General features: G+C 68.0%; 8 protein-coding genes. 3 read left to right on the forward strand and 5 right to left on the reverse strand.

Going from position 1 to position 13,714, the window contains the following annotated elements; genetic code table 11:
* The first annotated feature begins 101 nt into the window (after positions 1-101).
* A complete protein-coding gene (locus ING98_02170; protein MCA3100655.1) occupies positions 102-1,934 on the forward strand; it encodes an EAL domain-containing protein in 1,833 nt (610 codons plus the stop codon).
* A gap of 146 nt (positions 1,935-2,080) precedes the next feature.
* Here the strand turns inward: ING98_02170 and ING98_02175 are convergent, their stop codons facing one another.
* Complete coding sequence (locus tag ING98_02175; GenBank protein ID MCA3100656.1) at positions 2,081-3,142, reverse strand: MBL fold metallo-hydrolase; 1,062 nt, start codon at positions 3,140-3,142, stop codon at positions 2,081-2,083.
* Between the two features lie 214 nt (positions 3,143-3,356).
* On the opposite strand from ING98_02175, the gene ING98_02180 reads away from it, so the two are divergent.
* Both ING98_02180 and ING98_02185 read left to right on the forward strand, forming a co-directional pair.
* Entirely contained in the window at positions 3,357-4,319 is a 963-nt protein-coding gene (locus ING98_02180; GenBank protein ID MCA3100657.1) for a tripartite tricarboxylate transporter substrate binding protein, read from the forward strand.
* A gap of 169 nt (positions 4,320-4,488) precedes the next feature.
* Complete coding sequence (locus ING98_02185) at positions 4,489-6,798, forward strand: YgiQ family radical SAM protein (GenBank protein ID MCA3100658.1); 2,310 nt, start codon at positions 4,489-4,491, stop codon at positions 6,796-6,798.
* 31 nt (positions 6,799-6,829) lie between these two features.
* Here the strand turns inward: ING98_02185 and ING98_02190 are convergent, their stop codons facing one another.
* The 4 genes from ING98_02190 to ING98_02205 all read right to left on the reverse strand — a co-directional run bounded on the left by ING98_02190 (position 6,830) and on the right by ING98_02205 (position 13,654).
* Entirely contained in the window at positions 6,830-8,818 is a 1,989-nt protein-coding gene (locus tag ING98_02190) for a hypothetical protein (GenBank protein ID MCA3100659.1), read from the reverse strand.
* Between the two features lie 80 nt (positions 8,819-8,898).
* Positions 8,899-9,873, reverse strand: coding sequence for a 2-dehydropantoate 2-reductase (locus ING98_02195; GenBank protein ID MCA3100660.1), 975 nt, complete (start codon positions 9,871-9,873; stop codon positions 8,899-8,901).
* Between the two features lie 134 nt (positions 9,874-10,007).
* On the reverse strand, positions 10,008-11,855 hold the full coding sequence (locus ING98_02200; GenBank protein MCA3100661.1) for a methyl-accepting chemotaxis protein: 1,848 nt from the start codon (positions 11,853-11,855) through the stop codon (positions 10,008-10,010).
* Positions 11,855-13,654 carry a HAMP domain-containing protein gene (locus ING98_02205; GenBank protein ID MCA3100662.1) on the reverse strand — a complete coding sequence of 600 codons (1,800 nt, stop codon included), beginning with the start codon at positions 13,652-13,654 and terminating at the stop codon, positions 11,855-11,857. Before ING98_02205 ends, ING98_02200 begins: the two co-directional genes overlap by 1 nt.
* Positions 13,655-13,714 lie beyond the last annotated feature (60 nt).

Genomic DNA, 13,714 nt, shown 5'->3' on the forward strand with positions numbered 1-13,714 from the left:
AAGGGCTCTCTCCAACGACTGCGCGCTCAAGTTTCGACCGACCCGGCCGATACAACTGAAGTTACGGCGGCATCCGGCGCTGCAGAGCAACGGAGCGAGAGTTGACGATGCCGAATGATGACTGGGTAGCAACCGGCGAATACCCGGCCCTGGCCGCGATGCGCCAGAGCCTGAAAGATGCATTGCGCCTGCAGACGGTCGCCAAGCTGCTGTCGCGAAGGGCCTTGCGATCGGTGTACCAGCCGATCGTGAGCCTGGCAAACGGACAGATTCTGGCGCATGAGGCGCTGATCCGGGGACCGGTGGGCACGGAACTGGTCAATCCCGATGCGCTTTTCGCCGCGGCGGCCGCCGAAGGACTGACGCTCGAGCTCGAACAGGCCTGCATCGCCACAGTCGCGAGGTACTGGTCGCCGCCGGTGAACGACCAGCGGCTCTTCGTCAACCTCAGCGCAGAAACGATCCTGCACCAGGCGGGCAGGCAGTCCGTGTCCGGGATCGTCTCGGCCCTGGAGGCAGCTCAGGTGTCGCCGGCCGTGCTGGTCATCGAGGTCACGGAGCACGAACGCGTGACCGACGTGGCCAGACTGGTGGCCGTGGCCGACGAGTTGCGGGCGCTGGGCCTGCGCTTTGCGCTCGACGACTTCGGCGAGGGGCACTCCAACCTGCGCCTGTGGTCGGAGTTGCGGCCGGAGTTCGTGAAGATCGACAAGTACTTCGTGCGCCAGATCGACTTGCACGCCAAGAAGGTTCAGACGATCAAGGGTCTGGCCCGGCTGGCAGAGGTGTTCGGCTCCAGGCTGGTGGCCGAGGGCGTCGAGACCGACCTCGAACTGCGCATCGTGCGCGACCTGGGCATAGAACTCGGCCAGGGCTACTTCCTGGGCCGGCCTCAACCGGAGCCCGTCGCGGGGGTGCTGCCGGAAGCAGCTGCCGTGCTGTCGAGTGCGGTGATCGCGGTGCTGCCCGAGATCACGCGCGCCGCAGGAGCGGAGTTGACGGTCCGTCGCCTTGCGTTGCATGTGCCGCCCCTGCCCATGCAGGCGACCAACGACGAGGTGGCCCAAGCGTTCGCCGAAGACCCCGCCCGCCGCGCAGTCGCACTGGTCGACGGAACGCGCCCGGTCGGATTGATCAGCCGCCAGGCCTTCGTCGACCGTTACGCGAAGCCTTTCCACAGGGAGTTGTATGCGCGCAAGCCCGCGATGGCCTTTGCCAACTCCACGCCGCTGATGCTCGACCAGCACACAGGCATCGAAGGGCTGACAGCAGTGCTGACATCGTCGGATCAGCGCTACCTGACGGACGGATTCATCCTTACGGACGCTGGACGCTACATGGGGCTCGGCACGGGCGAACAGCTCGTGCGTATGGTAACCGAGGTACGCATCGAAGCGGCACGCCACGCCAACCCGTTGACCTTCCTGCCCGGCAACATCCCCACCACTGAACACATCGACCGCCTGATGGGCAGCGGATCGAGTTTCGTCGCCTGCTACTGCGACCTGAACGACTTCAAGCCGTACAACGACCACTATGGTTACTGGCGCGGCGACGAAATGATCCAGCTGGTGGCGCGCACCCTCATCGCGAACTGCGACGCGCGCCGCGACTTCGTCGGTCACGTGGGCGGCGACGACTTCATCGTACTTTTCCAGAGCGACGATTGGCTGGCACGCTGCGAGCGCGTGGTGGAGACCTTCAACGCACTGGCATTGGAACTGTTCGACGAGGATGCGCGCGAGCGCGGCGGCATCGAGGCCGAGGATCGGCATGGCGTGAACAGGTTCTTCGGATTCACCACGCTCTCGATCGGCGCAGTGCCGGTACGGCGGGGTCGGTTCGACCGCGCCGATCAGGTCGCCTCGGCAGCCGCAGCAGCCAAGCACAAGGCAAAAGCCTCGAGGATCGGACTGGCAGTTGAAGCGCCTTGAGCGTGTGCTGCGCCGGCCACCGATGCAGCTGCGCACCCTGTGTGCCATTGCTCCGTCAATGAGCGCACCGCTCCTGCGAGCGGCCTAGCAGTCTGTCGAAAAGCCGTACATCTCGAGGCACTTTTCGACAAGTACTGCACGCCGCCTCAACGTCGCACCGGCAGTCGTATGTTCGACAGGTCACCACCCACGGTCAGCCCACCGGCGAAGCCACCAGACCGCACCGCAGCCTCGTAGTCGGCCGCGGTTATCGCTCCCTTGGGCAGGCGGTACGGTCCCTGCCGGTCCGCCTCCAGCGGCGGGATCAGGTGCGTGAGCATCAGGTGCTGCGCGCCCGAACGCTGGGCCATCGCGCCGAGGTCGGTGGCCGTACTCTGGCGATGATAGATCGGAGCGGGGAAACCGGTGCCACCGTCGGGTCCCATCACCGGGTGGATAGCCGAGTGCACGATGACCTGGGCGCCACGCGCCAGCGCCTCGACCTGCGAGGAAGTGGACGATGCGCGCGGCGGCGCTGGCGTGTCGTTGCCGGCATCCCCACCGATGACCACGCTGCCCGCCGGGGTGTCGACCCGATAGGACGCATGTCCCGCCACGTGCGCGGAGCGCACCGCCGTGACGCGTACATCTCCGCTCGACCAAACGACCTGGGGCGCGTCGGTCGACGCGAAGGTCCTGACATTGACCAGGTCGGCCGGGCCACCCACCGGCCGGGCCTTGTCTTCGGCGCGGCGCTGGGCGATCTCGCCCGACTGGATGTAGGCATCCGCGGTGTGCGCGACAAGCTTTGCGCAACTCATCACGAATCCGGCGCCGGCGGCAACATCGGCCGAGCAGACCACGTCGATCTTCGGCAGCTTGTACTCCTGCATCCAGCGCAGTTGCAGCAGATCGGCCAGCCCGTCGACATGGTCGGAATGCACGTGGGTGATGAACACAGCATCGACCTGCCCGGGCGTGACGCCTACCTGCGACAGTCGCATGGAAGTTCCCCGGCCCGCGTCGAACTGCAGGACCACGCCGCGACAGTCGTTCGCGTCGTCACCGTAGCGCACCATCGTGCCTGAACCGGCAAGGCCCCGGAAGGACGAGGGGCCGCCTTGAGTGCCGGTGAGCGTGATCACCATGCACGGTGCCGCCTGCACCAGCGCTGGCAGGCCCAGCACGGCGGACAGCGCGAATACGAACCTTGCGATGACCCGATTCATCGATACGCCCCCTGGCTGCGCGGGTCAGGCCCGCGGGAATGCAACGACGGAATGATACGCCGTGATCCGGGCGAGACCAGCCGGGTCGCCAGACGCAGCTCCGGATCCTCGATGAACGGCCCCGCGCCCGGATGACGGGCAGACGGAAGCCGTGGCTGTTGCCACCGCAGGAGAAATGGCACCATGTACACCTGCCAACCGAAGTGGACTTCGCATGCGCCTCCTGATCCTGCCGACCCTGTTCGTCGCCCTGGCCGCCTGTGCAGCGCAAGCAGCCGACCCATTCCCGGCGAAGCCGGTGCGCATCATCACCGCCTCGCCATCGACCACCGGCGACCTGCTCGCCCGGCAGCTCGCCCAGCAGCTCGCCGAACGCTGGGGGCAGCCGGTCATCGTCGAGAACCGCGCCGGCGGCGCAGGCGTGCTGGCGGCGGAGATCGCGGCACGCGCCTCCCCCGACGGCTACACGGTCCATCTCGGGCAACTGGGCTCGTTCGGCGCGGCGCCGAGCCTGCTCAAGAGCCTGTCCTACGACCCGATCAAGAGCTTCGCGCCGATCACCCGCTTCGCCCAGGTGTCGCAACTGGTCATCTCCCACCCGTCGGTACCGGCCACGACGCTGAAGGAGCTGATCGCCCATGCGAAGAACCCGGCAAGCCGCATGAACTACGGGTCCGGCGGCGTGGGCACATCCGGTCACCTGACACTGGAAATGTTCAAGAGCGCCACCGGCGTCGACATCCTGCACGTGCCCTTCCGCGGCGTGGGCGCGGCACTCACCGCGATAATGAGTGGCGAGGTTCAGCTCGCCGTGATCCCCGTGCCCGTCGCGCTGCCGCAGGTCCGGGCGGGGAAGGTGCGGGCGTATGCGATCACCTCCGAGCGACGATCCGCATCGGCGCCGGAGATTCCCACAGCGGCCCAGGCCGGCCTGCCGGCTTTCGAGTCGACGACCTGGTTCGCGATGTTCGCGCCGGCCCGGACACCCGCGCCGATCATCACCCGCCTGAACCGCGACATGGTCGACATCATCGGCTCGCCCGCGATGGCCACCTGGCTCAACGCGCAGGGCGCCGAGCCGGTGCCGGGCACGCCGGCCGAACTGGCAGCCTTCGTGGCCGCCGAGATCGCCAAATGGGCACGCGTGGTCAAGGCCGCAGGCATCACGCCGGAGTGACCGGCCAAGCCAATCGCGCGAGCCTTCGTCCCCGTCGGCGGGTACACTCCGGGCCGCCGGATTGCGTGAAGACCGGCGGCGCCGGCCCGTTCCACCGCCCTGTTCTCCAGCGAGCGCGGGCATCGCCGGTCCCGCATGGCCGCGTGCCCGATCACAGGACTCTTGCCCGATGAACAGCCCCCTCGACGTATCTCTGTTCGCGCGCGCCGCCAAGCCGATCACCAGCTATCGCAAGTACTGGGCTGCCCGCTTCGGCACCGCGCCCTTCCTGCCGATGAGCCGGGCCGAGATGGACCAGCTGGGCTGGGACAGCTGTGACATCATCATCGTCACCGGCGACGCCTATGTCGACCACCCCAGCTTCGGCATGGCGGTGATCGGCCGCACGCTCGAGGCCCAGGGCTTTCGCGTCGGCATCATCGCGCAACCGGACTGGCACAGCGCCGATCCGTTTAAGGTGCTGGGCCGGCCCAACCTGTATTTCGGCGTGACCGCCGGCAACATGGATTCGATGATCAACCGCTACACCGCCGATCGCAAGATCCGCAGTGACGACGCCTACACCCCGGGCGACATCGGCGGCAGGCGCCCGGACCGCGCATGCACCGTCTACTCGCAGCGCTGCCGCGAGGCCTACAAGGATGTGCCCATCATCATGGGTGGCATCGAGGGCAGCCTTCGCCGCATCGCGCACTACGACTACTGGCAGGACAAGGTGCGCCGCTCCGTCGTGGTCGATGCCAAGTGCGACCTGCTGCTCTACGGCAATGCCGAACGCGCGCTGGTCGAGATATCGCATCGACTCGCCGCGAAGGAGCCGGTGGCACAGATCACCGACGTGCGCGGCACCGTCTTCATCCGCCGCAGCACGCCCGAAGGCTGGTTCGAGATCGATTCGACCGAGGTGGACCAGCCCGGGCGCGTGGAAGACCACATCAACCCTTACATGACCACCGCCGAGCAGGCGCAGGCACAGGGCGCGACCTGCACCCAGTCGGAGGGCGCGCCGCCCGCCAGTGCTGGCGGTGGCACCCTGCCCGCCGGGACCCAGCGTCTGAACTTCGTGCCCAACCCCGCGCTGGCTGCGCGACGCAAGCTCCCGCCGCGCAGCCGCACGGTGATCCGCCTGCCCTCGTACGATCAGGTCAAGTCAGACCCGGTGCTCTATGCCCATGCCAACCGCGTGCTGCATCTCGAGACCAACCCGGGCAACGCCCGCGCGCTGGTGCAGGCCCATGGCGATCGCGATGTCTGGGTGACCGAGCCCCCCATCCCGCTGACCACCGCCGAGATGGACCATGTGTTCGACCTGCCCTATGCCCGCAGCCCGCATCCGTCGTATGCCGACGAGAACGGCAGCCACGAACACGGCACGAAGATTCCCGCCTGGGAGATGATCCGGTTCTCGGTCAACATCATGCGCGGCTGCTTCGGCGGCTGCACCTTCTGCTCGATCACGGAGCACGAAGGCCGCATCATCCAGAGCCGCAGCGAAGACTCGGTGATCCGCGAGATCGAGGACATCCGCGACAAGGTGGGCGCCTTCACCGGCGTCATATCCGACCTCGGCGGCCCCACGGCCAACATGTACCGCATCGGCTGCAAGAGCCCCGAGATCGAATCGGCCTGCCGCAAGCCCAGTTGCGTCTATCCCGGGATCTGTCCCAACCTCAACACCAACCACGGCCCCCTGATCCGCATGTACCGGCGGGCGCGCGCGCTCAAGGGCATCAAGAAGATCCTGATCGGCTCGGGCCTGCGCTACGACCTGGCCGTAGAATCGCCGGAGTACGTGAAGGAACTGGTGCAGCACCACGTGGGCGGCTATCTCAAGATCGCGCCCGAGCACACCGAGCAGGGCCCCCTGTCGAAGATGATGAAGCCTGGCATCGGCACCTACGGCCGCTTCAAGCAGATGTTCGACCGGTTCTCCGCCGAGGTGGGCAAGAAGCAGTACCTGGTGCCGTACTTCATCGCGGCCCATCCGGGCACCGCCGACGAAGACATGATGAACCTCGCGCTGTGGCTCAAGCACAACGGCTTTCGCGCCGACCAGGTGCAGACGTTCTATCCCAGCCCGATGGCCACGGCCACCGCGATGTACCACTCGGGCCGCAACACCTTGCGCAAGGTTCGCCGCGAGGCCACCGCCGAGGACGCCGTGGATGTCGTGCGCGGCGAGCGCCGCCGGCGCCTGCACAAGGCCTTCCTGCGCTACCACGACCCGAACAACTGGCCGTTGCTGCGCGAGGCGCTCAAAGCCATGGGCCGCGCCGACCTCATCGGCAACGGCAAGCACCACCTGATTCCCACCTTCCAGCCCGCCGCCGACGGGCACTACGTCTCGGCGCGGCGCAAGAACTCGACGCCGGGCGGCCAGCCTCAGCGGGGGCGCCTGCTCACGCAGCACACCGGGCTGCCGCCGCGCGCGACCGGCGGCGGCAAGCCGGCTCCCGGGAATCGTCGCAAGCGAGGCTGAATGAAAAGATGCCCGGGCCGGCGCCTCGCATTCACCAGCGCACCCGCGCCGCCCTCGACTCGATCCGCTGCGCGTCTTCCTCCAGCAGCAGGCCGGACTTCACCATGCCGTCAGCGACTGCCCGTACCCGCGACAGGTAGGCCTCCGGCGTCTGGTAGCGCTCCGACAGCGACGGCCTGGGATCGCCGAAATCGCGCCGCTGGTCGGCACGCCGCAGGAACGGCACGATGCTTCCATCGAGGTAGCACAGTTCGCCCGGCGTACCGGACGCCGCGCCGCGCACGCCCCAGCCCATGCTGGTAGCCACCGGTACCGCCTGCTCCGGCACCCGCAGCCCGCCGATCTCGTTGCCGTCGGCATCGACCTGGGGTACCCGCACCGGGTAGTCGCCAGCCAGGACGCCGGGCAGCCCGCCGGCGAACCGGCCCTGCGCGAAATCGGGTCCGTAGTCGAAGCGCCTCTTCGGTGCCGGACCGGTCGCCTTCTGCACGCCGGGCAGGTTCGGAAAACGCCAGCGCGACGCCGCCACCAGCGTGCCATCGGAGAGCTTCGGATAGGCCGACGCCGGCGGCGGCGTGCCGTCGCGTACCCAGCGGTCCATCGCCAGCAGCAGGTTGCGCAGCAGCGGCCGCGGGTCGATGGTGTTGGGCGGCAGTGCGCACACGCCCGGCGGCATGGTCGCACCCATGATGTGCTGCGTGCCTGCGAAGTGGTAGACGCGCACATCGTCTGGCAAAGCTCCATCGCGCTGGCCGGTGGGGTCGGTCGTCACCAGCGACTGACCGCTCTGCCAGTACTCGATGCCGGTGGTCGTGTGGACCACCTTCGGGCAGTTGTTGCGCGCCCGGCACCGGTTGAGGATGCCGTCGACCCGGCCGCCGAACGGATCGGTCTCGTCCTGGTAGGCAAACGGAAACGTGGTGTCGGGGAAGCCGAGGAAGCCGTACCCGATGTCGGTCATCCGGATGGGCTGCGCGAAGCGCTGGTTCAGGAACAGCCGCGCCGTCGATATGTGCGGGTTGATGGCATCGAACACCTGTCGGCCGGCCTCGTCCTCGTTGAAGCCACGCCAGGTGAAATCGCGCAGGTAGCGGCCGCTCTGCGATGCGCCGTAGGCCAGCGTGCGCTGCACGCCACCGGCGAGCGGGTTGGCTTCGCTGCGGTCGTGGCGCAGGAAGGAAACCAGGTCACGCGTCGCCGCGAAGCCGATGCCGGACACCGGCGGGTTTTCTGCCGGATAGACGAACTGGTAGAGCACGCCGAGTTCGAACGGCGTACCCGAAGGCAGCAGGCGGATCGAACGGTCGCCCGAGTACTCCCAGGCCCCCGCGGGGACCAGCGCGGGCTCGTCAGCATTGCGAACGCGCCGGTAGAGCTTCGCCCGCGCCGGGTCGGTCGATGCCGGGCGGAACGTGAGCGGCATCGTCATCGCGTTGCGGGTGTTCGGCAGCAGTTCGTCCCAGACGTCCTGCGCCAGCCCCGGTGCCGAGGGCACCTGGATGCGCAGCGCCCCACCCGCCGCCGGCAACTGGTGGATCCAGCCACTCCACACGACGGTGATCCCCTGCCGCATCAGGAAGCCGTTGCCGAGGTCGTCCGGCTTCAATGGGTTGTTGGTGTCACTGCCGTCGTTGAAGTCGCGCAGTGCGCGCTTGTTGCCACGGTTGTTCACGTCGTAGAGCAGCGCGCCGCTGCCTTTGGCGAGATCGACCGGCTTCAGTATGTCGAGGTCGGACACGTACTCGACGCGGCCGCGGGCGTTGCGCGGCGCAAGCGCGATGTCGACGATGTCGCGGTTGAGCGGATGGACCGGGTCGAGTTCGCCATGGAAGCGCCCGGTGATGCGCTCGTATGCACCGACGGTGCCGAACCCCGGGCCCGGGATCACGTCGCGCCGCACGATCTCGATGCGGGTGACTTCGGCACGTGCGGGCACGGGCAGGCCCGGCAGCGCCATTGCACCCAGCAGTGCCGCAGCCCATACGGCCGGTACCCCGGCCGCCGCTCTCGCATTTCCCATGTTCTCCTCCCCTGATCGTGGTCTTCCCCGGCTTCGACGAAGTCCGCCGCCCCTGGCCGGACGAGCCCGTACGGCGCCGGTCAGCGCGCGCGCAGCGACTGTCCCAGCCCGCGCAGCAGCGGCAGGATCGCATCCATCGTCGGCACCGGCACGCCGGCCTCGTGCGCGAACGCATGCACCTGGCCGAACAGCGCCTCGACTTCGATCGGCCGCCCCTGCAGCACGTCCTGCAGCATCGACGGACGCTGGCCCCAGGTACCGCGACGCGCGATCGTCGGCAGGTCCATCTGGCCGCGCAGATCCCAGCCGAGCGCGGCCGCAACCGCCAGCACTTCCTCCATCACCGACACCATCTGGCCGCAGAGGTCCGGATCGGCCGCCAGCGCGCCCAGGTCGAGCCGTGTCAGCGCGGCGATCGTGTTGCCCGAAGCGTTCGACACCAGCTTGCCCCAGATGTCGCGCCGCAGGTCGTTCGACGCGCGCCCGTCGATGCCGCCCCGGCGCAGCATCGCGACTGACTGCTCCAGCCTTGCGCTGCTGCTGCCATCCGGCTCGCCCAGGATGAAGTGGTTGCTGCCGACATGCGAGATCACGCCAGGCTCGACCAGTTCGCACGGGCAGTAGATCACGCAGCCGACCACGCGCTCGGGACGCACCTCGCGCCACAGCGCGCCGTCGGGGTCGAGCAGCGGCAGCGTACCGCCGGGCCCGGGCCGGCCATGCCGCCACCACCACTGGATGCCATTGAGCATGAACACTACGCTGCCGCCGGGCGCCAGCAGCCGCGCGATGGCTGCGGCCGCCCCCGGCACCGCATGCGCCTTGAGCGTCACCAGCACGAGGTCCTGAGGCGGCAGGGTTGAAGGATCATCGGTCGCCGCCGGCACCGCAGCCTTCAGTTCAGTGCCGCCCGATCGAAGCACCAGACCCCGGCTGCGCATCGCCTGCAGTTGCGGCCCCCGGGCCACCACCGAGATATCGTCTGCACCGGCTGCCAGCAAACGGGTCGCCAGGCTGCCACCGACCGCGCCCGCTCCGAACACGCATACCTTCATTGCACTCCCCCGTCTGTCGCGCGGTTCGCCCGATACGGGGACAGCGCGCTCAGCCGGGATTGTGCGCCCAGTCACGGCGGGCTGCGCAGCCCGCCGCAGGATCAGGGAGCCCTCAGTCAGCCCTCAAGCAGCCCTCAAGCAGCCTTCCGGTCGAGCCGTCTCACGCCCCTGGGCTTGCGCTGCTCGGTACCACCCTCGTCCGCCAGGCAGAAGAAGGCCATCAGGCGCTGCACTTCATCGGCCCTGGCGCGCAGTTCATCCGACGTCGCCGCGAGTTCTTCAGAGCTCGCAGCGGCCTGCTGAGTCGTCGCATTGAGCTGGCCCATCGAATGGGTGATCTGCGTGACCGCATCGCTCTGCTCGGCCGATGCACCGGATATCTCCTGGACCAGCTGGCTGGTCTTGCGGATCGACGGCACCATTGCATCGAGCATCTGCCCCGCACGTTCGGCCTGCTCGACGCTCGATCGGGCCAGCGCCCCGATTTCCTGGGCCGCAACCTGGCTGCGCCCGGCGAGCTGGCGTACCTCGGCCGCCACGACCGCAAAGCCACGCCCGTGTTCGCCGGCGCGCGCTGCCTCGACAGCGGCATTCAGCGCCAGCAGGTTCGTCTGGTAGGCAATGTCGAAGATCACCGAAATACGGTCGGCGATCGCCCGCATCGCCTGCACGGTCTCGGCCACCGCCTTGCCGCTCTCCTGCGCTTCCGTTGCGGCGATGGTCCCGATCTCGTCGGTCTTCGCCGCGCTGCGTGCGTTCTGTCCGACGGAATCGCTGATCTCCTTCAGCGATACGGCGGTCTGGTCGACGCTCGATGCCTGTTCGGACGCGGTCTGCGCGAGCGCCTGCGAGGTCTGCGAGACCTCGGCCGAAGACAGCACGACTGCACCGGCCGCCACGTTCACGTTGCGCACCGTCTGTGCAAGGTGCTCGACGGTGGTCGACAGCGCCTCGGACAGCCGCAGGAACGTTCCCTGGAAAGACCCGGTTTCGCCGACGGTCAGGTCGCCCGTCCGCAGGCGCCCGAGGCCTGCCTCCAGCGCTTCGAGCGGCTGCCTGACCGCATCCAGTGTATCGTTCATTCCGGCAACGACCCGTCCGTAGTGACCGGCATGGCGGCCCGCATCCACCCGCGCATCCAGCCGGCCTTCCGCCGCTGCTGTGGACAGCCCGGTGGCATCTTCCACCAGCGTGCGGACGTTGCAGCGGACCTGCTCGAGCGATCGTGCGACCAGCGCCAGCTCGTCCTGGCCCGACGCGTCCACCGGCTCATCGAGGTCGCCGGCAGCGATCCGATCCGCGATCGAAGCGAGCCCGGACATGCCCGCCGTGATACGACGCACGGTCTGCCTCGCGAGCCAGCCGATGCCCAGGCAGGCGAGCAGCGTCGCGAGCGCAGCAGCGGCGAGGACGAGGCGTTCCATGCTGCGGATACCCTCCCTGGCAGCGCCCACCCGAAGGTCGATGGACTTCGTGACTTCTTCGAACGCCTTGTCCGCGGTCCGGACAGCGGCCTTCAACGGCTCCATCGCCGCATTGCCTGCGGCAGGATCGCTGAGCCGGCCCGCCCGGATGCCCTCGTGGATGCCCTCGACCCCCTTCCGATACCCGGCCAGGCCGCCGCGCAACCGGTCGACGGTCGCCTTCTCTTCCACCGAAAGCAGCGGAAATGCGACGGCCAGGTGGGCTTCGGCGCCGTCCAGGGCCTTGCGCCACTGGTCCATGTACTGCGCAACGCGCTTGGCATCGGTGATGTTGAGGAAAAGGTCCTTCTCGTAGCGCCGGGTGTTGCCGATCCCGGACTGCGCGGCATCGAGTGCGCGCTGGGCAACGAGCTCGCCGTCGAGCAGCCGCCCATTGCGATCGGCCACGCCGCTCAACGCGACCATCATCGCCACCGCGACGACCAGCAGCACTGCACAACTGATCGCGGAAAGCACCAACAACCGGGCACGGATGGTCATCGTCGAACGGACGCTCATCATGCAACCTTTCTTGCAGTGCGTGCGCTGACTACATTGTCTCGCCGATGCCCCCGTACGGCAGCGGGTGCCGCGTCCGCAGCCAGGCGGAAGTACGCCATCAGGCTCTGCAGCTGCTCGGCCTGCGCCGACAGCTGCTCAGCGGTGGCCGAGAGTTCCTCGGATGCCGCTGCCGTCTGCTGGGTGCTCGAGTTCAACTGGCTCATGGCATCGGAGATCAGCGTGACGCCCTGGCTCTGCTCGCCGGATGCCGCAGCGATCTCCTGTACCAGCCCGCTGGTCTTCTTGATCGACGGCACCATCGCCGACAGCAGCTTGCCGGCGCGCTCGGCCAGTTCCACGCTGGACCCGGCCAGCGTGCCGATCTCCTGCGCCGCGACCTGGCTGCGTTCGGCCAGCGTGCGCACTTCGGCGGCGACGACCGCGAAGCCACGCCCGTGTTCGCCGGCACGCGCAGCCTCCACCGCCGCGTTGAGCGCCAGCAGATTCGTCTGGTAGGCGATGTCGAAGATCACGGAGATCTTCGTGGCGATCGACTTCATCGCATCGACTGTCTGCGCAACCGCCTGGCCGCCTGCCTCGGCCTCACGCGATGCCTCGGTGGCGATGCCGTCGGTGAGCGTCGCGCTCTCCGAGTTGCGCTTCACCGAGATGCTGATCTGGTGCAGCGAGGCGCTGGTCTGGTCGACGCTCGCCGCCTGCTCGGACGCAGCCGTGGACAGCGATTGCGAGGTTTCGGAGACCTGGCCCGAAGCCGAGGTCAGTTCATTGGCCGCGTTGCGGACCTCGGCGATCGTGCCGCTGACGGTCTCGATCAGATCGTTGAACTTGCCGCACAGCTCGGCATGGAAGCGCTCCTTGCCGTCGAGCGGGATGCGGTGCGTGAAGTCGCCACGGGTGGCTCCGTCGACCGCGACGCCGATCTCTTCGGCCACGAGGGAGGCAGCCTTTGCGGCGGCCTCGGTGGCTGCCATCCGCTCGGCATCGTCGGCCTGCCGCTGCCGCAGGTTACCCTGCATCGCCTTGAAGCACTTGAGCAGTTGGGCAGCCTCGTCGTTTCCGCTGTCGTCGATCGTATGATTCAGGTCGTTGGCTGCCACCGCATTGGCAGCATCGACCGCCAGTCCGAGCGGGCGCGTGACCGATCGGGTGATCGCGACGCCGAGTACGATGGCCAGCAAGCCCATGGCGCCAAGCATGCCGAGCAGGCTCGCCAGCTGCAGTTGCGTGGACTGCACGCGCTCGGACAGCAGGGTTTCCAGCGCGCTGGCGGTCTCGTCGATCGCCTTGTACTGCGCATCGACGGCCACCGTGCCGGCCTTGAAATAGTCGCTGGCTGCCATGGTCGCGGTTCCAGGCTGCGCGAATTGTGCGTCGGCCAGCTTGAAGAACTTTTCTGCCTCGGCAGCGCTGGCGGCGCTGGTGCCTCCGATGATGCGCTTGACATCGGCGCTGATGGTGGTGGCCTTGCCGATCTGCATCGACGCACGACCATGCAGGTAGCGTGCCGCGCGCACGTCGAGGCCGATCAGGGTGCGCTCGCCATCTGTGACTTCCGTTGTAGACAGCATTGCCGCGCCACGCCCGCGCATCGTCGCCACCGACTCCGCGAGTCTGGGCAGGTGGTCGATCAGCGCGGTCATCACGTAGTAGCTCTCGGCGACCGGATCCAGCGACAGGCCTGACCCGTCCGCGATCAGGTCAAGGACCAGGAAGTTCCGTTCGATCAACGCAGTGTGCGCGGCGAAGCTTTCGGCCGCGGACAGGCTGCGCGCATTGACTTTTTCGCTGAGCGCCATCCAGCCGGCCTTGATCGCGGCCAGCTCGTCCGACGCGCCCGTATAGCCGGCTGCCGCGAG

Source organism: Rhodocyclaceae bacterium (assembly GCA_020248265.1).
In the GTDB taxonomy this organism is placed as follows: Bacteria; Pseudomonadota; Gammaproteobacteria; order Burkholderiales; family CAIKXV01; genus CAIKXV01.

Excerpts from the sequence above, each read along its gene's own strand:
- ING98_02185 (MCA3100658.1), top strand. The coding sequence starts at position 4,489 with ATGAACAGCCCCCTCGACGTATCTCTGTTCGCGCGCGCCGCCAAGCCG.
- ING98_02180 (MCA3100657.1), top strand. The coding sequence starts at position 3,357 with ATGCGCCTCCTGATCCTGCCGACCCTGTTCGTCGCCCTGGCCGCCTGT.
- ING98_02175 (MCA3100656.1), bottom strand. The coding sequence starts at position 3,142 with ATGAATCGGGTCATCGCAAGGTTCGTATTCGCGCTGTCCGCCGTGCTG.
- ING98_02195 (MCA3100660.1), bottom strand. The coding sequence starts at position 9,873 with ATGAAGGTATGCGTGTTCGGAGCGGGCGCGGTCGGTGGCAGCCTGGCG.
- ING98_02200 (MCA3100661.1), bottom strand. The coding sequence starts at position 11,855 with ATGAGCGTCCGTTCGACGATGACCATCCGTGCCCGGTTGTTGGTGCTT.
- ING98_02190 (MCA3100659.1), bottom strand. The coding sequence starts at position 8,818 with ATGGGAAATGCGAGAGCGGCGGCCGGGGTACCGGCCGTATGGGCTGCG.
- ING98_02205 (MCA3100662.1), bottom strand. The coding sequence starts at position 13,654 with ATGGCGCTCAGCGAAAAAGTCAATGCGCGCAGCCTGTCCGCGGCCGAA.